Origin of the sequence: Mangrovimonas sp. TPBH4 (assembly GCF_001280505.1) — a bacterium.
Classification (GTDB): Bacteria; Bacteroidota; Bacteroidia; order Flavobacteriales; family Flavobacteriaceae; genus Mangrovimonas_A.
Window position 1 is genome coordinate 195,267 of record NZ_LBIO01000037.1, and the last position, 18,472, is coordinate 213,738.

The window sequence follows — 18,472 nt, forward strand, 5'->3', positions numbered from 1 at the left end:
ACCCGAAATAATTAACTAAAATTAGTTTTAATGTCTTGGTTTAAAAGAAAAACAAAAGGGATTACTACCACTACCGAAGAAAAAAAGGACACTCCTAAAGGTCTTTGGTACAAATCCCCTACGGGTAAAATTGTAGACACGGAAGAATTGGAAAAGAATTTTTATGTGAGTCCAGAAGACGATTATCACGTAAGAATTGGAAGTAAGGAGTATTTCGAAATTTTATTCGACGACAATAAGTTTGAAGAACTGGATGTCAACCTAACTTCTAAAGATCCCTTAAAATTTGAAGACACCAAAAAATACCCAGACCGCTTAAAGTCTGCCCAAGAGAAAACCAAATTAAAAGATGCTGTAAGAACAGCCGTTGGTAAATCGAAAGGGAAAGACTTGGTGGTTGCCTGTATGGACTTTGCTTTTATAGGAGGGTCTATGGGAAGTGTAGTTGGAGAAAAAATTGCTCGTGCAGCCGATTATTCCCTAAAGAACAATGTGCCTTTTATGATTATTTCCAAATCTGGAGGTGCCCGTATGATGGAAGCGGCGTTGTCATTAATGCAATTGGCTAAAACGTCCGTTAAGCTAGCACAATTGGCCGAAGCTAAAATCCCTTACATTTCTCTTTGTACCGATCCTACTACAGGTGGTACCACGGCATCATTCGCCATGTTGGGAGACATCAACATTGCGGAGCCAGGAGCCTTGATTGGTTTTGCTGGTCCTAGGATTGTAAGAGACACCACAGGACAGGAATTGCCTGAAGGATTCCAAACTTCAGAGTTCTTGTTGGAACACGGTTTCTTGGATTTTATTTCGCATAGAAAGAATCTTAAAAACAAAGTCAACCAATACATTGACTTAATCACAAATCAGCCCTTAAGGGCATAATAAAAAAAGCGACCTGATCAGGTCGCTTTTTTTATTTCTATTCTCTTCTGCCTTTTAACCTCTTCAATCTAATGTTAATTTTTTTTAACTGAACAGCTTGGTAATATTTCTTGTGAAAAATATCCTAATTGGTAACTTGCCGTGCAATTAACCAAATTTTTAGCATGAAATATATCTATTCCCTAAAAAGCCAACTACTTTTTAGCCTACTGTTTTTGACATTCTTCATGGGAATGTCCCAATCCAATCAATACCTACACTTTGACGGTGTCGATGATTATGCATCTTTACCTAATGGCGCACAGTTTATCAATGGCAGTAACACCATTACCATGGCAGGATGGTTCTATACAGATGAACTAGGATATGCTCAAGGTATGATGGGCATTAGAGGTGGCGGAACTGGAGATGGCGAAATGTATGTCAACCAAAAACCTAATGGAGGTCTTGAATGCCGATTGGTGACAACAGCAGGGTTTCATAATATTACGCTTCCTGAGGGCACTATCGTAGCAGGGCAATGGCAACATGTTACCTGGGTATATAACCAAACCTCCCTTGAACTATTTATCGATGGGGTTTCTATAGCAACCACACCTGCATCCGGTATCTTTTCATCGACAGACAGACCTTTTACAATAGGGAAATCTATTCTTGCAAGCTACAACTTTGTATTTCCGGGAAGAGCCGATGAAGTATCCCTTTGGAACAAAGCCTTGACACAAGCAGAAATTCAGGACATGATTGCCAATGAATTGACTGGCGATGAAGCCAATCTTCAAGTTTATTACAAATTCAATCAAGGGACTCCAGGCGGAAACAACACCAGTATCACACAATTGATGGACATTAGCGGAGAAGAAAATAAAAATGCTACTTTAAACAATTTTGCGCTAGATGGAGAAACCTCCAATTTCAATGGCGAATTGGAAGCTACTTTTCAAGCTATCAATTTCCCCCAAATTCCTTCTAAGTTAATTACTGACGCTCCATTTCAACTTGAAGCAACGGTGAATTCCAATCTTCCTATTACTTATGAAATAATTTCAGGCCCAGCAAGCATCAGTGAAGATATACTAACTCTAGACGGTGTTGCCGGAGAGGTTACCGTTAAGGCTAGTCAGCCTGGAAATGACATCTACGAGCCAGCAGAAGACATCCTGATAACCTTTTCTGTTTTAGATCCAGATGCTGTTTTAGCTGAAGCTGAAATATTACACCCTTTACAAGGAGACGCTTATACATCAAGCTTAATGCCAATTAAAATTGCCTTTAGAGCAGACATACCGTATACTGAACTATTTTCAATTGCATCAATTACCGCAACCGTTGACGGTGAAGAAGTAACTTTGACAAGCTACGGTAACGGTTATTATTCTGCCTGGTGGACACCAAGTTCTTTTGGAAACCATGACCTGGAAATTACTTCAACCAACAATTTTGGTGCTGAAGGAACCCATTCAAGTACTTTTAACTTGACTTCAACAACACCTACGCAAACATTGAATGCAACAGAAGATGTTTGGGTATATGGAGATGTTCCTTCAGTAACCGTTGAAACAGACTTACCTAGTTATGTTGGTGCATATAATGAAATAACTGGAACCCTTTTTATAGACTGTCCAGATGGAGGTTGCGACCCTTGGGATAGAATTTCTTCCATTGAAGCATTGGGTAAAGATGGGCAATGGTATGAAATCATTCGTTATTTAACCCCTTATGGTGTAAGTTGCCAACACGAAATAGACCTTACGGATTTTATGTCCTTACTAAGTGGAAGAACCAAATTCAGAGTAAATCTTGGCACCACAGGTAATGGGTTCCTATATACGCTACAATTGAGTTATACTCCAGGGACCCCAGAAAACCCTTATAGTCAAATTCAAAAATTATGGAACGGTACTTACCAATTTGGAGACTTGGCCAACTTACAACCTACAGAAGATTTCACAAAATCCTTCCCAGAGAACACACAATCTGCCAAAATTAAATTGGTTTCTACTGGTCATGGTTGGGGAAGTACTAACACAGGAAATGCCGCAGAATTTAAACAAAACACTCACCATATTTGGGTAGATGATGAGCAAACCTTTACACAATTGAATTGGGTAGATTGTGATCCCAACCCAGATAACTGTAGTCCACAGGCTGGAACTTGGTATTACAATAGAGCTGGATGGTGCCCTGGAAGCATTGCCCAATTTTTTGATTATGATATGACACCGTATATCAATAATAGCTCTGTAGACCTTGACTATGTTTTTGATGAAAGTTATACTGACTATTGCCACCCTAACAACCCAGATTGTATTACAGGTGAAACTTGCTCCGACTGTAACGATGGATTCAACCCACACCTAAAAGTGAATTCATTCTTGATTTCCTTTGGAAATGTACCAATCAACAATTCATTAAGTATAAACGACCATTCTCTATCGCATAATATGCAGTTATACCCAAACCCTTCCGCCGGAACCTTCTTTGTGGAGTTTGCAAACAATACACAGGTGGATAACATTGAAGTTTTTGACGTTACCGGAAGATCTATTCTTCAAACATCTGTTAGCAATGTAACTACTCTAAAGCAAATCCACCTTGATGGAAAAGCAGGTATTTATTTGGTGAGCCTAAAAAATGGCAGCGATGTACTGGATACCAAACGATTAATTATAGAATAATTTCATAAACGGTTAAAATGATGATTGGATATTTTTGGCAGCAACAAAATTTATTGAAATATCATTTTTCCACTCATTATCTTATAAATGATTTAAAATTACTATATTTGCCGCTTGAAAGAAACCCTTTCATAGTACATAAAAATCATTAAAACAATATTGGAATGTATTTAAGTAAAGAAAAGAAAGAAGAAATCTTCGAAAAGTACGGAACTGGAAAAAATGACACAGGGAGTGCTGAGGGGCAAATTGCATTGTTCACCTACAGAATTAACCACTTAACAGAACACTTAAAAAAGAATCGTAAAGATTTTAACACAGAGCGTTCTTTGGTAAAATTGGTAGGTAAGCGTCGTTCTTTGCTAGATTATTTGACTAAGAAAGATATCTTAAGATACCGTGCTATCGTAAAAGAATTAGGATTAAGAAAATAATTGTAAAAAGAGGCTTTATGCCTCTTTTTTTTATTTATATATTAGCTCAAGCGAAAGAGTTAAAAATTCGCATAAGAAGCTCATAATAGTTTTTCATTGGTCATCACAACAACTACAACAACACAACGACCATTGTTTAATTAGAATAAAATATTTATGATTCCACAAGTTTTTAGAGAGGTCATCGACCTTGGAGATGGAAGAGAAATCTCTATCGAAACCGGAAAATTGGCAAAACAAGCCCATGGTTCGGTCGTTGTTCAATCAGGAAAATGCATGCTATTATGTACTGTTGTTTCCAATTACCAACAAAGTGATGTAGACTTTTTACCGCTTACGGTAGATTACCGCGAAAAATTCGCAGCCGCAGGACGTTACCCAGGTGGGTTCTTCAAAAGAGAAGCAAGACCAAGTGACGGTGAAGTTTTGACCATGCGTTTGGTGGACCGTGTATTGCGTCCACTATTCCCAAAAGATTACCATGCCGAAACCCAAGTAATGATTCAGTTAATGTCTCATGACGAAGAGGTAATGCCAGATGCCATGGCTGGTTTGGCTGCATCTGCTGCCATTCAATTGTCAGACATCCCATTTGAAACTGCAATTTCAGAAGTACGCGTAGGACGTGTTGACGGACAATTGATCATCAACCCTAGCTTATCGCAATTGGAAGCTTCAGATATCGATATGGTGATTGGTGCTTCTGCTGATTCCGTAATGATGGTTGAAGGTGAAATGAGTGAAATTTCTGAAGAAGAAATGGTGGAGGCTATCGAGTTTGCACATGCTGCTATAAAAGTTCAGTGTGAGGCTCAATTAAAATTAGCTGAGGCTTTTGGTAAGAAAGAAACTCGTGAATATGATCCGGAAAGAGAAGATGAAGAATTGGCTAAGAAAATTCACGATATGGCTTACGACAAAGTTTATGCCGTAGCCAAAGCAGGTTCTTCAAAACACGAAAGAGGCGCTGCTTTTGCCGAAATCAAGGAAGAAATTTTAGCAACGTTCACAGAGGAAGAATTAGAAGATATAGGAGGATTGGTTTCAAAATATTACAGCAAAGCTGAAAAAGCTGCCGTAAGAGACTTGACCTTAAACGAAGGATTGCGTTTGGATGGACGTAAAACTACAGACATCCGTCCAATTTGGTGCGAAGTAGATTATTTACCATCTACACATGGTTCTTCCATATTCACACGTGGGGAAACTCAAGCCTTGGCTACTGTTACTTTGGGAACTTCAAGAGAAGCGAACATGATTGACATGCCGTCTTTTGAAGGTGAAGAGCGCTTCTATTTACACTACAACTTCCCTCCTTTCTCAACTGGAGAGGCTCGCCCAATTAGAGGAACGTCTCGTCGTGAGGTAGGACACGGAAACTTGGCACAACGTGCCCTTAAGCGTATGGTTCCTGAGGATTGCCCTTATACTGTACGTGTAGTTTCTGAAGTATTGGAAAGTAACGGATCGTCTTCCATGGCAACTGTATGTGCCGGAACAATGGCCTTAATGGATGCAGGTGTGCAATTGATCAAGCCTGTTTCTGGTATTGCAATGGGATTGATTTCTGATGCTGAAACTGGAAACTACGCTGTTTTATCTGATATTTTAGGTGACGAAGATCACTTAGGAGATATGGACTTTAAGGTAACCGGTACTGCCGATGGTATTACCGCTTGCCAAATGGACATTAAAGTAAAAGGATTGTCTTACGAGATTTTGGTGAAAGCCTTAAAACAAGCTCGTGATGGCCGTTTACATATCCTTGGAAAACTTACAGATACTATCACTGCTCCAAATGCAGATGTGAAACCTCATGCTCCTAAAATGTTGACAAGAGTAATTCCTAACGAATTTATTGGCGCATTGATTGGACCTGGAGGAAAAGTAATTCAAGAACTTCAGAAAGAAACCAAAACAACAATCGTTATCAACGAAGATCCTGTTACCGAAGAAGGTATTGTGGAAATCCTTGGTACAGATCAAGAAGGTATTGACAAAGTATTGGCTAAAATCGACGCCTTGATGTTTAAACCTCAAGTAGGCAGTGTTTACGAAGTAAAAGTAATCAAGATGTTGGATTTTGGTGCCGTAGTAGAATATACCGAGGCCCCTGGAAACGAAGTCTTGCTACACGTAAGCGAATTGGCTTGGGAGCGCACTGAAAATGTGAGCGACGTTGTGAAAATGGGAGATGTCTTTGATGTGAAATACTTCGGTATCGACCCAAGAACCAAAAAGGAAAAAGTATCTCGCAAAGCCATCTTGCCAAAACCAGAAGGGTTTAAAGAAAGACCTCCAAGAGACAATAAAGGATCTCGCGACAACCGTGGACGCGACAATCGCAACCGTGACAATCGTCGTGATGACAGAAAACCAAGAGAAGACAAGAGAGACTAATCATCTTCTTTCTTTATATCATAAAACCTCAAATAACTATTTATTTGAGGTTTTTTCTTTATTAACATTCGCTTTCCTACGGTTTTAAAACTTTTATCTTAAAATAAACTAAAAAAACATCTAAACCACATCCATCGCCGTACATCTAGTATCTAAAAACCTATGTATTAACAAAATGATAGAACGACAGATGGAGACAATTAAACTCACCCTTCACAAATTAAAGACCAACAGCGAAAATTCAAATAATAGACTAACCTTAATAAGTACCTTTATACTCATCCTTATCGGACTGTACTTTTTCTCAGTATTCCATTCCGATTTTGAACAATTTAACGAAGCCGGAAGGCGCAGCATGATAGGAGCTACGTTTCTTACTATCGCTTCTGTGCTATTTGCCTTTAAAATTTTCTATTTTCTTTTTATTGCCTACAAATATTTCAAATATAAACCAGTTGCTTCTGTAAGTGATGAAGAGCTTCCAACCTGTACCGTTATAGTTCCTGCCTACAATGAAAGTAAACATGTGTGGGATACTTTGATAAGTTTGGCCGATAGTGATTATCCAGAAGAAAAACTACAGATTCTAGCCATAGACGACGGAAGTTTGGATGACACTTGGGACTGGATGGTAGATGCAAAAAAGAGATTGGGAGATCGTTTGGACATATTCAAACAGCCAAAAAACCAAGGAAAACGTCACGCCTTGTACCGTGGTTTCAATATAGGAACAGGAGACATATTTGTAACCGTAGACAGTGATTCTGTAGTAGAGCCAGACACACTTAGAAACTTGGTAAGCCCATTTGTACACAATGAAGATTGCGGGGCTGTTGCAGGAAACATACGTGTTTTGAACAATAAAAAGGAAATGCTCCCGAAAATGTTGGACGTAAGTTTTGTAATGAGTTTTGAATTTGTTCGATCGGCAGAAAGCACTTTAAATTCCGTGTTATGTACTCCAGGTGCCTTGGCAGCATACAGAAGTACGGCTGTTCATGCATGTTTGCCAGAATGGATCAACCAAACCTTTATGGGGCAACCATCGGATATTGGTGAGGACCGCGCCATGACCAATATGATTTTAAAACAAGGCAAACATGTTTTGTTCCAAAGAAATGCAGTGGCCTACACCAACGTGCCAGAACAATACAAAGGGCTTTACAAAATGTTTATCAGATGGGGACGTAGTAATGTGAGAGAAAACATAGCAATGGCTAAATATGTATTTACCAACTTCAAGAAAGGTAATAAATTTGGTAGTCGATTGCTATTTCTTAGTCAATCCACAAGAATCTTGATGAGTTTTCCATTTGCTTTGTTCATGCTGATATTTGTATTGACCCATCCATTACTATTCCTAGGGTCTACACTTTTAAGCATTTTAGTAACCTCTACATTTTCGGTGATATTTTATTCCTCCAAATATGAAACAAAAGAAGCCATTTGGGCCTATACCTATAGCATCTTTTACACCTTTGGATTGTTCTGGATTACCCCTTATGCCCTAGCAACCGCCAGTAGAAGAGGCTGGTTAACCCGAGGATTGGCTGAAAAACGATAAGATTATGACATAAGGCAACTTTCGTAAAATTGAAAAAGAAAAATGCCAATATAGAAAAGCCCCGCAAAACAATGCGGGGCTTTTCTTTTTAAATCGAAGCGTTGAACTGCCAAATTCAGACAGTATGTCATAAAACTGAAATAATTTCACCTTGGTTAAATTTAAAATTTTATAACATTTTCCCTCAAACCTTCACAATACTTCAAACATATACTGCATAATTATCAAATTCACGATTTTTTAAATCCATTATTTTTTTTGGCACTTCCGCATGGTCCTTGTGGCTAATTAACCAAACAATATTGATAATCAATAACAAAACAAATGAAAGTATTAGTAATTGGAGCAGGAAACATGGGTTTAACGTATTCCGAAGGAATGGCGACCTCGCCTTTATTGGGAAAACATAAGCTTAACATCTATGACACTGACCCAAAAAAAATTACAACATTACAGAAAGATCCAAAATTTAAGGTGTATGACAATCTGGAAGATTGCTTACCCCACGCAGACCTGGTTTTTATAGCCGTTAAGCCATATCACAGTGAAGGGCTTTTTGAGCAAATGAAACCAATGATCAATGACAGCCAAATATTTGTATCCCTAATGGCTGGGGTTACCATTGACTTCATCAAAGAACATCTTGGGATATCAAAAGTAGTGAGGACCATGCCGAACCTGCCTGCCAAAGTAGGCAAAGGGGTTACCTCATACACAGAGTCTGAAACCGTTTCAAAAGTAGAATTGATTCTAGTAAGAAACCTTTTGGACACCACTGGCACCTCCATCCATGTAGATACAGAAAAGTATATAGATGCCTCAACAGGTATTTCCGGAAGCGGTCCCGCTTACGTTTTTTACTTCATGCAGTCCATGCTGGAGGCCGCCCAAAAAATGGGATTTTCAGACTACGACTCCAAAGTTTTGGTAAGCAACACCTTTGAAGGGGCCATTGAACTTTTCAACCAGTCCAATCTCTCTCCAGAAGGATGGATAGACCGGGTAGCTTCCAAAGGAGGCACAACTCAGGCAGCCATCGATTCCATGGAAGACAACAATGTAAAACAGTTAATTCAAGAGGCTGCATATGCCGCTTTTAACCGAGCTATTGAATTAGGAAAAGATCATTAATATGGACGATATAAAACGGATAGTTGTAAAAGTTGGGACCAACGTCCTAACCAACAAAGACAATAGAATTTTAGGCCCGATCCTAAGGGAATTGGTAAGGCAGATTGCCATCTTGTACGAACGGGACATCATGGTTATTTTGGTGTCTTCTGGTTCGGCAATTGCAGGAAAAGAGGTATTGGGAGATACTAAAATCACCGATCCTTCCATCAGGCGTCAGGTGTATTCCTCGGTAGGGCAACCAAGAATGATGCGCCACTACTATAGTTTATTCAACGATTATGGCATGCGATGTGCCCAAGTATTGGCAACCAAACGGGATTTTGATCCCGGTAAGCACAGAGAGAACATGATTAACTGCTATGAAGGTTTGCTCTCTGAGGGAGTCATTCCCATTGCCAATGAAGATGATGCCGTATCCTTGACTATGTCCATGTTTACAGACAATGACGAATTGGCCAGCTTGGTAGCCGAACTTTTGGATGCAGACAGACTGATAATACTTTCTGATACCGACGGGCTGTACACAGGACATCCCGACGACGAAAACTCAAAAAAATTGGATGAGGTTACCGTAGACCAAGACGTAGAGAAATATGTTAAGGCCTCCAACAAAAAAGAAGGCGAAGGCCGTGGAGGTATGGCCTCGAAATTGAGAATTGCCAAGGGCACTGCCAAGAAAGATATTCCCACATACATTGCCAATGGTAAACGTGAAAATGTGATTGTAGACATTATAGACGACAAAGAAGTGGGAACCAAATTCATTCACTAAAAACAAAAAAACATGAAACTTTTAAGTTCTGAAATAAAAAATAAGGTTCTCGAATCCATGATTAAAATTATCGACGGGAAACGTGAACAGATTTTGAAGGCGAATCAAAAAGACCTTGACGCTTTCAACAAAGATGACCAAGCACTTTACGACCGCTTGGTGGTGGACAACCATAAAATAGACGGCATGATACAAGCCATACAGGAAGTAAGAAACCAAGAAGATCCGGTTGGCAAAACCATTTCTGACCTAACTTTGGAAAGTGGTTTAAAAATAACCAATAAAACAGCCCCCTTTGGAACCATTTTAATCATCTACGAATCAAGACCAGATGTTACTATTGAAGCCGCCGTTTTGGCCTTTAAAGCCAATAACAAGATTTTGCTCAAGGGAGGGAAAGAAGCCCTGCAAAGTAATATAGTATTGAAAGAATGCTGGCATGAAGCTTTGGAGGAAAATGGCCTAAGCAAAGACTGGATCAAACTGCTACACTTACAGCGTGAGGAAACTAGGGAATTCCTAAAAAATCCAACGGAAAAATTAGACCTAATTGTTCCTAGAGGTGGTGAACGCCTTATCAAGTTTGTTAAAGATCATGCGAGTTGTGCTGTTTTAGTTAGCGGACGAGGAAACAACTTTCTATATGTTGCAAAGGACGCTGATTGGGACAAGACAGTTAAGGTCATCGTCAATGCTAAAACCAATAAAATTTCCGGCTGTAATGCTTTGGACAAAGTCCTTATCGACAAACACATTCCTAACTACGAAAACAAACTAGTTGAACTACAACAAGTTCTTTCAAATTTGAATGTTGATACCTTGGTAGATAAGAACATAGGGCAGGTAATTGAAAATGCCCCTACAGTTTCTAATGAAGACACTTGGTATGAGGAGTTTTTGGCTTTAAAGATTTTGTTGGCTGAAGTGAACGATGAAGATGAGGCCATTGAAATGATCAACAAATATTCCGGTGGACATTCAGCTGCCATTCTAACGGAAAGCAATGACAGTGCTGCCAAGTTTATGGAACAGGTAGATAGCGCAGCAGTATACCACAATGCTTCAACTCGATTTACCGATGGAGGACAAATGGGCGTTGGAGCTGAATTGGCGATTAGTACTGACAAATTACATCACCGTGGTCCGCTAGGCCTAAAACAATTGGTGACTAATAAATATTATGTATTTGGTGACGGTCACATTAGAGAATAATTTATAGTTCCTCCAATTAAAAAAGCCTCAATTGTTAATTGAGGCTTTTTTACGCCATTCAACTAAAAGCCAACCAATTATCAATGTTAAAGGCACTTCAAAATTTGTTTTTCTAATTTTTTTTGTTAAATTGTTAGCTATGATTTACACAGACAAAGATAAATATTCAGAATTTTTAAATGATTCGGTCGATTACCTAAAGCAACATGGTTTCGAGAACATTAAAGCCGACCTAGCGGGATATGAATCCCCGAAGTCCTACTCCAAAGTAGGAAGTGACATAGTAATTACTCCAGATATCGTTGCAGAAAAAGAAGGCCGAAAACATATTTTTGATATTGGTCTTAAATCTTCCAAACCAAACCTATTAAAATCCAAATGGCTATTTTTAAACACACTGAGCAACTTAAAATCACATAGATTCAGATTGATAACCACTAGGGGGCACTATAAATTCACCAACGAAATGCTCGACGCCATCAACCTAAATGACAAAAAACTGATAAAAATTTAAATCCTTGTAACATTTTATCGGGAACTTACGTATAACCACTTAGCAACTTTAAATTCACGCTTTAATTAGAGGATCTTAAATGAGACAACTTAAAATTACCAAGCAGGTTACCAATAGAGAAACTGCTTCATTAGACAAGTATTTGCAGGAGATTGGAAAGGTAGATTTGATTACCGCCGATGAAGAAGTAGAATTGGCTCAGCGCATCAAAGCAGGCGACCAAGTAGCTTTGGAAAAATTGACAAAAGCCAATTTGCGTTTTGTGGTTTCCGTAGCCAAGCAATATCAAAACCAAGGGTTAACCTTACCCGATTTGATTAACGAAGGTAATTTAGGATTAATAAAAGCAGCTCAAAGATTTGATGAAACCAGAGGTTTCAAATTTATCTCATATGCTGTATGGTGGATTCGTCAATCCATTCTTCAGGCTTTGGCCGAACAATCAAGAATTGTTCGTTTGCCTTTGAACAAAATTGGTTCCATCAATAAAATCAACAAGACATTTGCATTTTTGGAGCAAAGTCACGAACGTCCACCAAGTGCAGAAGAAATTGCCAAGGAATTGGACATGACAATCAACGACGTTAAAGAATCTATGAAGAATTCTGGCCGTCACGTAAGTATGGACGCTCCATTGGTTGAAGGAGAAGACTCGAATTTATACGATGTATTGCGAAGTGGAGAATCTCCAAACCCTGATAAGGATTTGTTACACGAATCGTTACGTACTGAAATTGAGCGCGCTTTGGAAACCCTTACACCTCGTGAAGCAGATGTAATTCGTTTATACTTTGGATTGGGAGATCAACATCCAATGACTTTGGAAGAAATCGGCGAAACTTTTGATTTAACGAGAGAGAGAGTCCGTCAAATTAAGGAAAAAGCAATTCGTAGGTTGAAACATACGTCACGAAGCAAAATATTGAAAACATATTTAGGTTAGTAATTAATGATAATTACGACTAATTTACGGTAACTAACAGTTACACATAACTGTTCGTTTTTTGATTGATGAAAGAACCCCCGGCTGATTACCGGGGGTTTATTTTTTTGACTACTTTTGCAAAAACTTTTATATACCTTAAAATCATGAGTTCTAAATTAATAGCGCCGTCTGTTTTGGCTGCCGATTTCGCCAATTTGCAGAGAGATATTGAAATGGTAAATAGCAGTGATGCCGATTGGTTTCATATTGATATTATGGATGGTGTCTTTGTTCCAAATATTTCCTATGGAATGCCAGTTTTGGAAGCTATTGCAAAACACGCAAAGAAAACAATCGATGTTCATTTAATGATCGTAGATCCAGATAGATACATCAAGACTTTCGCCGAATTGGGGGCTAATAACCTTACCGTTCATTATGAGGCCTGTACTCACTTACATAGAACACTTCAAGCGATTAAAGCTCAAGGAATGAAAGCTGGTGTAGCATTAAACCCTCATACAAGCGTTAATGTTTTAGAAGATACAATCAATGATATCGATTTGGTATGCATTATGAGTGTGAACCCAGGTTTTGGAGGTCAGAGTTTTATAGAAAATACTTACTCAAAAGTTAAGCTGTTAAAAGACTTGATTATCCGCAAAGGTGCAGATACAAAAATTGAAATTGACGGAGGTGTTACCAGTAAAAATGCAAAAGCTCTAATTGACGCTGGAGCCGATGTTTTAGTGGCCGGCAGTTTTGTTTTTAAAAGTGATGATCCTATCTCCACAATAAAGAACTTAAAAGCTACTGCAAATAGAAAGTAGTCCTCAACAGGAATCTTAACTATTCCTCAATTAAATCTCCCATTTTTATTTAATTGTATAGATTCTATTGAGAAAAAAGAGATTTATGTATTTTAACAATCAGAATACAATTTATGCTATTTTTAAAAATAAATACCTAACTTTATTCCTGCTTTTTACAGATTTTTAATACACTAGCAAACCAGACTAGAATGAAACAGTTTACAGTTATTTTATTCCTATTTATCGGGGTTTTTACCGCAAATTCACAAATAATGAGAGGAACAGCATATGACCATTGGGCCGTAAGTTTGGGCATCAACTTTGTGGACAACGATGGAGAACGCTTCAAAAGTCCATTTAAAACTAAAGATTGGAATACGGACTTACCCATCATGTTTGGTGTTGAACGAAAATGGAGCGAATTATTTGGAACAGAATTAGCCGTTTCCTTAAATAAAATTAGCGCAAGCAATCAGCAAGACTACCTAAAAATAGACAAAGACTATGTGTATTTTGCATTAGATATTAATGGTAAATTTTTCTTTGATCATTTGATTTACGAATCCCCTTTTAACAACTGGTTTGAATCCTATGCTATTCTAGGTGTAGGTGCTCCGTTTTTTGAAAACGATAGTAACGTCACTTTAAACACTGGTTTAGGATTTAATTTTTGGTTTGACAAACAATTTGGAGTTCGCATACAAACGGTTGGAAAATTTGCTGCAGATACGCAACCTATTAATAGTAATCATATTCAGCACTCCCTAGCATTCCTATATCTTTGGTATTAGATATTATCCAATAACATAATAACATATAAGATATAAAAAAGCCTTCATTTAAATGAAGGCTTTTTTATATCTTATATGTTATTATGTTATTGGATAATATCTAATACCAAAGATATAGGAATGCTAGGGAGTGCTGAATATGATTACTATTAATAGGTTGCGTATCTGCAGCAAATTTTCCAACCGTTTGTATGCGAACTCCAAATTGTTTGTCAAACCAAAAATTAAATCCTAAACCAGTGTTTAAAGTGACGTTACTATCGTTTTCAAAAAACGGAGCACCTACACCTAGAATAGCATAGGATTCAAACCAGTTGTTAAAAGGGGATTCGTAAATCAAATGATCAAAGAAAAATTTACCATTAATATCTAATGCAAAATACACATAGTCTTTGTCTATTTTTAGGTAGTCTTGCTGATTGCTTGCGCTAATTTTATTTAAGGAAACGGCTAATTCTGTTCCAAATAATTCGCTCCATTTTCGTTCAACACCAAACATGATGGGTAAGTCCGTATTCCAATCTTTAGTTTTAAATGGACTTTTGAAGCGTTCTCCATCGTTGTCCACAAAGTTGATGCCCAAACTTACGGCCCAATGGTCATATGCTGTTCCTCTCATTATTTGTGAATTTGCGGTAAAAACCCCGATAAATAGGAATAAAATAACTGTAAACTGTTTCATTCTAGTCTGGTTTGCTAGTGTATTAAAAATCTGTAAAAAGCAGGAATAAAGTTAGGTATTTATTTTTAAAAATAGCATAAATTGTATTCTGATTGTTAAAATACATAAATCTCTTTTTTCTCAATAGAATCTATACAATTAAATAAAAATGGGAGATTTAATTGAGGAATAGTTAAGATTCCTGTTGAGGACTACTTTCTATTTGCAGTAGCTTTTAAGTTCTTTATTGTGGAGATAGGATCATCACTTTTAAAAACAAAACTGCCGGCCACTAAAACATCGGCTCCAGCGTCAATTAGAGCTTTTGCATTTTTACTGGTAACACCTCCGTCAATTTCAATTTTTGTATCTGCACCTTTGCGGATAATCAAGTCTTTTAACAGCTTAACTTTTGAGTAAGTATTTTCTATAAAACTCTGACCTCCAAAACCTGGGTTCACACTCATAATGCATACCAAATCGATATCATTGATTGTATCTTCTAAAACATTAACGCTTGTATGAGGGTTTAATGCTACACCAGCTTTCATTCCTTGAGCTTTAATCGCTTGAAGTGTTCTATGTAAGTGAGTACAGGCCTCATAATGAACGGTAAGGTTATTAGCCCCCAATTCGGCGAAAGTCTTGATGTATCTATCTGGATCTACGATCATTAAATGAACATCGATTGTTTTCTTTGCGTGTTTTGCAATAGCTTCCAAAACTGGCATTCCATAGGAAATATTTGGAACAAAGACACCATCCATAATATCAATATGAAACCAATCGGCATCACTGCTATTTACCATTTCAATATCTCTCTGCAAATTGGCGAAATCGGCAGCCAAAACAGACGGCGCTATTAATTTAGAACTCATGATTTTAAGGTATATAAAAGTTTTTGCAAAAGTAGTCAAAAAAATAAACCCCCGGTAATCAGCCGGGGGTTCTTTCATCAATCAAAAAACGAACAGTTATGTGTAACTGTTAGTTACCGTAAATTAGTCGTAATTATCATTAATTACTAACCTAAATATGTTTTCAATATTTTGCTTCGTGACGTATGTTTCAACCTACGAATTGCTTTTTCCTTAATTTGACGGACTCTCTCTCTCGTTAAATCAAAAGTTTCGCCGATTTCTTCCAAAGTCATTGGATGTTGATCTCCCAATCCAAAGTATAAACGAATTACATCTGCTTCACGAGGTGTAAGGGTTTCCAAAGCGCGCTCAATTTCAGTACGTAACGATTCGTGTAACAAATCCTTATCAGGGTTTGGAGATTCTCCACTTCGCAATACATCGTATAAATTCGAGTCTTCTCCTTCAACCAATGGAGCGTCCATACTTACGTGACGGCCAGAATTCTTCATAGATTCTTTAACGTCGTTGATTGTCATGTCCAATTCCTTGGCAATTTCTTCTGCACTTGGTGGACGTTCGTGACTTTGCTCCAAAAATGCAAATGTCTTGTTGATTTTATTGATGGAACCAATTTTGTTCAAAGGCAAACGAACAATTCTTGATTGTTCGGCCAAAGCCTGAAGAATGGATTGACGAATCCACCATACAGCATATGAGATAAATTTGAAACCTCTGGTTTCATCAAATCTTTGAGCTGCTTTTATTAATCCTAAATTACCTTCGTTAATCAAATCGGGTAAGGTTAACCCTTGGTTTTGATATTGCTTGGCTACGGAAACCACAAAACGCAAATTGGCTTTTGTCAATTTTTCCAAAGCTACTTGGTCGCCTGCTTTGATGCGCTGAGCCAATTCTACTTCTTCATCGGCGGTAATCAAATCTACCTTTCCAATCTCCTGCAAATACTTGTCTAATGAAGCAGTTTCTCTATTGGTAACCTGCTTGGTAATTTTAAGTTGTCTCATTTAAGATCCTCTAATTAAAGCGTGAATTTAAAGTTGCTAAGTGGTTATACGTAAGTTCCCGATAAAATGTTACAAGGATTTAAATTTTTATCAGTTTTTTGTCATTTAGGTTGATGGCGTCGAGCATTTCGTTGGTGAATTTATAGTGCCCCCTAGTGGTTATCAATCTGAATCTATGTGATTTTAAGTTGCTCAGTGTGTTTAAAAATAGCCATTTGGATTTTAATAGGTTTGGTTTGGAAGATTTAAGACCAATATCAAAAATATGTTTTCGGCCTTCTTTTTCTGCAACGATATCTGGAGTAATTACTATGTCACTTCCTACTTTGGAGTAGGACTTCGGGGATTCATATCCCGCTAGGTCGGCTTTAATGTTCTCGAAACCATGTTGCTTTAGGTAATCGACCGAATCATTTAAAAATTCTGAATATTTATCTTTGTCTGTGTAAATCATAGCTAACAATTTAACAAAAAAAATTAGAAAAACAAATTTTGAAGTGCCTTTAACATTGATAATTGGTTGGCTTTTAGTTGAATGGCGTAAAAAAGCCTCAATTAACAATTGAGGCTTTTTTAATTGGAGGAACTATAAATTATTCTCTAATGTGACCGTCACCAAATACATAATATTTATTAGTCACCAATTGTTTTAGGCCTAGCGGACCACGGTGATGTAATTTGTCAGTACTAATCGCCAATTCAGCTCCAACGCCCATTTGTCCTCCATCGGTAAATCGAGTTGAAGCATTGTGGTATACTGCTGCGCTATCTACCTGTTCCATAAACTTGGCAGCACTGTCATTGCTTTCCGTTAGAATGGCAGCTGAATGTCCACCGGAATATTTGTTGATCATTTCAATGGCCTCATCTTCATCGTTCACTTCAGCCAACAAAATCTTTAAAGCCAAAAACTCCTCATACCAAGTGTCTTCATTAGAAACTGTAGGGGCATTTTCAATTACCTGCCCTATGTTCTTATCTACCAAGGTATCAACATTCAAATTTGAAAGAACTTGTTGTAGTTCAACTAGTTTGTTTTCGTAGTTAGGAATGTGTTTGTCGATAAGGACTTTGTCCAAAGCATTACAGCCGGAAATTTTATTGGTTTTAGCATTGACGATGACCTTAACTGTCTTGTCCCAATCAGCGTCCTTTGCAACATATAGAAAGTTGTTTCCTCGTCCGCTAACTAAAACAGCACAACTCGCATGATCTTTAACAAACTTGATAAGGCGTTCACCACCTCTAGGAACAATTAGGTCTAATTTTTCCGTTGGATTTTTTAGGAATTCCCTAGTTTCCTCACGCTGTAAGTGTAGCAGTTTGATCCAGTCTTTGCTTAGGCCATTTTCCTCCAAAGCTTCATGCCAGCATTCTTTCAATACTATATTACTTTGCAGGGCTTCTTTCCCTCCCTTGAGCAAAATCTTGTTATTGGCTTTAAAGGCCAAAACGGCGGCTTCAATAGTAACATCTGGTCTTGATTCGTAGATGATTAAAATGGTTCCAAAGGGGGCTGTTTTATTGGTTATTTTTAAACCACTTTCCAAAGTTAGGTCAGAAATGGTTTTGCCAACCGGATCTTCTTGGTTTCTTACTTCCTGTATGGCTTGTATCATGCCGTCTATTTTATGGTTGTCCACCACCAAGCGGTCGTAAAGTGCTTGGTCATCTTTGTTGAAAGCGTCAAGGTCTTTTTGATTCGCCTTCAAAATCTGTTCACGTTTCCCGTCGATAATTTTAATCATGGATTCGAGAACCTTATTTTTTATTTCAGAACTTAAAAGTTTCATGTTTTT

General features: G+C 37.8%; 17 protein-coding genes. 12 read left to right on the top strand and 5 right to left on the bottom strand.

The window, feature by feature from the left end; genetic code table 11:
- Positions 1-30: 30 nt before the first annotated feature.
- The 12 genes from accD to ZA05_RS02350 all read left to right on the top strand — a co-directional run bounded on the left by accD (position 31) and on the right by ZA05_RS02350 (position 14,124).
- Positions 31-888 carry an acetyl-CoA carboxylase, carboxyltransferase subunit beta gene (gene accD, locus ZA05_RS02295; protein ID WP_053990233.1) on the top strand — a complete coding sequence of 286 codons (858 nt, stop codon included), beginning with the start codon at positions 31-33 and terminating at the stop codon, positions 886-888.
- Positions 889-1,052: 164 nt separating this feature from the next.
- Positions 1,053-3,566, top strand: coding sequence for a LamG-like jellyroll fold domain-containing protein (locus ZA05_RS02300; protein ID WP_082333649.1), 2,514 nt, complete (start codon positions 1,053-1,055; stop codon positions 3,564-3,566).
- Positions 3,567-3,730: 164 nt separating this feature from the next.
- Positions 3,731-4,000 carry a 30S ribosomal protein S15 gene (gene rpsO / locus ZA05_RS02305; protein ID WP_053990235.1) on the top strand — a complete coding sequence of 90 codons (270 nt, stop codon included), beginning with the start codon at positions 3,731-3,733 and terminating at the stop codon, positions 3,998-4,000.
- A gap of 156 nt (positions 4,001-4,156) precedes the next feature.
- Positions 4,157-6,400 (top strand): polyribonucleotide nucleotidyltransferase, encoded by a 2,244-nt coding sequence (locus tag ZA05_RS02310; RefSeq protein ID WP_053990236.1) that lies wholly within the window; start codon positions 4,157-4,159, stop codon positions 6,398-6,400.
- A gap of 190 nt (positions 6,401-6,590) precedes the next feature.
- A complete protein-coding gene (locus tag ZA05_RS02315; protein ID WP_082333650.1) occupies positions 6,591-7,964 on the top strand; it encodes a glycosyltransferase family 2 protein in 1,374 nt (457 codons plus the stop codon).
- 324 nt (positions 7,965-8,288) lie between these two features.
- Entirely contained in the window at positions 8,289-9,095 is an 807-nt protein-coding gene (proC, locus tag ZA05_RS02320) for a pyrroline-5-carboxylate reductase (RefSeq protein WP_053990238.1), read from the top strand.
- Between the two features lies 1 nt (position 9,096).
- Positions 9,097-9,870 carry a glutamate 5-kinase gene (proB, locus tag ZA05_RS02325; RefSeq protein WP_053990239.1) on the top strand — a complete coding sequence of 258 codons (774 nt, stop codon included), beginning with the start codon at positions 9,097-9,099 and terminating at the stop codon, positions 9,868-9,870.
- Between the two features lie 12 nt (positions 9,871-9,882).
- A complete protein-coding gene (locus tag ZA05_RS02330) occupies positions 9,883-11,082 on the top strand; it encodes a glutamate-5-semialdehyde dehydrogenase (protein ID WP_053990240.1) in 1,200 nt (399 codons plus the stop codon).
- Positions 11,083-11,221: 139 nt separating this feature from the next.
- On the top strand, positions 11,222-11,596 hold the full coding sequence (locus ZA05_RS02335; RefSeq protein ID WP_053990257.1) for a hypothetical protein: 375 nt from the start codon (positions 11,222-11,224) through the stop codon (positions 11,594-11,596).
- A gap of 79 nt (positions 11,597-11,675) precedes the next feature.
- Positions 11,676-12,539 (top strand): RNA polymerase sigma factor RpoD/SigA, encoded by an 864-nt coding sequence (locus ZA05_RS02340; RefSeq protein WP_053976055.1) that lies wholly within the window; start codon positions 11,676-11,678, stop codon positions 12,537-12,539.
- Between the two features lie 146 nt (positions 12,540-12,685).
- Positions 12,686-13,351 (top strand): ribulose-phosphate 3-epimerase, encoded by a 666-nt coding sequence (gene rpe, locus ZA05_RS02345; protein WP_053990258.1) that lies wholly within the window; start codon positions 12,686-12,688, stop codon positions 13,349-13,351.
- Positions 13,352-13,542: 191 nt separating this feature from the next.
- Positions 13,543-14,124 (top strand): hypothetical protein, encoded by a 582-nt coding sequence (locus ZA05_RS02350; RefSeq protein ID WP_053990241.1) that lies wholly within the window; start codon positions 13,543-13,545, stop codon positions 14,122-14,124.
- Between the two features lie 100 nt (positions 14,125-14,224).
- Here the strand turns inward: ZA05_RS02350 and ZA05_RS02355 are convergent, their stop codons facing one another.
- From ZA05_RS02355 to ZA05_RS02375, 5 genes are all read right to left on the bottom strand, one after another.
- Positions 14,225-14,806 (bottom strand): hypothetical protein, encoded by a 582-nt coding sequence (locus ZA05_RS02355; protein ID WP_053990241.1) that lies wholly within the window; start codon positions 14,804-14,806, stop codon positions 14,225-14,227.
- A gap of 191 nt (positions 14,807-14,997) precedes the next feature.
- Positions 14,998-15,663: a ribulose-phosphate 3-epimerase gene (gene rpe / locus ZA05_RS02360; RefSeq protein WP_053990258.1), complete on the bottom strand. Its 666-nt coding sequence runs from the start codon at positions 15,661-15,663 to the stop codon at positions 14,998-15,000.
- 146 nt (positions 15,664-15,809) lie between these two features.
- Positions 15,810-16,673 (bottom strand): RNA polymerase sigma factor RpoD/SigA, encoded by an 864-nt coding sequence (locus ZA05_RS02365; RefSeq protein ID WP_053976055.1) that lies wholly within the window; start codon positions 16,671-16,673, stop codon positions 15,810-15,812.
- Positions 16,674-16,752: 79 nt separating this feature from the next.
- On the bottom strand, positions 16,753-17,127 hold the full coding sequence (locus tag ZA05_RS02370) for a hypothetical protein (RefSeq protein WP_053990257.1): 375 nt from the start codon (positions 17,125-17,127) through the stop codon (positions 16,753-16,755).
- Positions 17,128-17,266: 139 nt separating this feature from the next.
- Positions 17,267-18,466, bottom strand: a complete 1,200-nt coding sequence (locus ZA05_RS02375) for a glutamate-5-semialdehyde dehydrogenase (protein WP_053990240.1) — start codon at positions 18,464-18,466, stop codon at positions 17,267-17,269.
- Positions 18,467-18,472 lie beyond the last annotated feature (6 nt).

What these genes read in the sequence shown, in the direction of transcription:
- ZA05_RS02370 (WP_053990257.1), bottom strand. Translation starts at nt 17,127, where the DNA reads ATGATTTACACAGACAAAGATAAATATTCAGAATTTTTAAATGATTCG.
- proC (WP_053990238.1), top strand. Translation starts at nt 8,289, where the DNA reads ATGAAAGTATTAGTAATTGGAGCAGGAAACATGGGTTTAACGTATTCC.
- ZA05_RS02355 (WP_053990241.1), bottom strand. Translation starts at nt 14,806, where the DNA reads ATGAAACAGTTTACAGTTATTTTATTCCTATTTATCGGGGTTTTTACC.
- proB (WP_053990239.1), top strand. Translation starts at nt 9,097, where the DNA reads ATGGACGATATAAAACGGATAGTTGTAAAAGTTGGGACCAACGTCCTA.
- ZA05_RS02335 (WP_053990257.1), top strand. Translation starts at nt 11,222, where the DNA reads ATGATTTACACAGACAAAGATAAATATTCAGAATTTTTAAATGATTCG.
- rpe (WP_053990258.1), top strand. Translation starts at nt 12,686, where the DNA reads ATGAGTTCTAAATTAATAGCGCCGTCTGTTTTGGCTGCCGATTTCGCC.
- ZA05_RS02365 (WP_053976055.1), bottom strand. Translation starts at nt 16,673, where the DNA reads ATGAGACAACTTAAAATTACCAAGCAGGTTACCAATAGAGAAACTGCT.
- ZA05_RS02375 (WP_053990240.1), bottom strand. Translation starts at nt 18,466, where the DNA reads ATGAAACTTTTAAGTTCTGAAATAAAAAATAAGGTTCTCGAATCCATG.
- accD (WP_053990233.1), top strand. Translation starts at nt 31, where the DNA reads ATGTCTTGGTTTAAAAGAAAAACAAAAGGGATTACTACCACTACCGAA.
- ZA05_RS02330 (WP_053990240.1), top strand. Translation starts at nt 9,883, where the DNA reads ATGAAACTTTTAAGTTCTGAAATAAAAAATAAGGTTCTCGAATCCATG.
- ZA05_RS02350 (WP_053990241.1), top strand. Translation starts at nt 13,543, where the DNA reads ATGAAACAGTTTACAGTTATTTTATTCCTATTTATCGGGGTTTTTACC.
- rpsO (WP_053990235.1), top strand. Translation starts at nt 3,731, where the DNA reads ATGTATTTAAGTAAAGAAAAGAAAGAAGAAATCTTCGAAAAGTACGGA.
- ZA05_RS02300 (WP_082333649.1), top strand. Translation starts at nt 1,053, where the DNA reads ATGAAATATATCTATTCCCTAAAAAGCCAACTACTTTTTAGCCTACTG.
- ZA05_RS02315 (WP_082333650.1), top strand. Translation starts at nt 6,591, where the DNA reads ATGGAGACAATTAAACTCACCCTTCACAAATTAAAGACCAACAGCGAA.
- rpe (WP_053990258.1), bottom strand. Translation starts at nt 15,663, where the DNA reads ATGAGTTCTAAATTAATAGCGCCGTCTGTTTTGGCTGCCGATTTCGCC.
- ZA05_RS02310 (WP_053990236.1), top strand. Translation starts at nt 4,157, where the DNA reads ATGATTCCACAAGTTTTTAGAGAGGTCATCGACCTTGGAGATGGAAGA.
- ZA05_RS02340 (WP_053976055.1), top strand. Translation starts at nt 11,676, where the DNA reads ATGAGACAACTTAAAATTACCAAGCAGGTTACCAATAGAGAAACTGCT.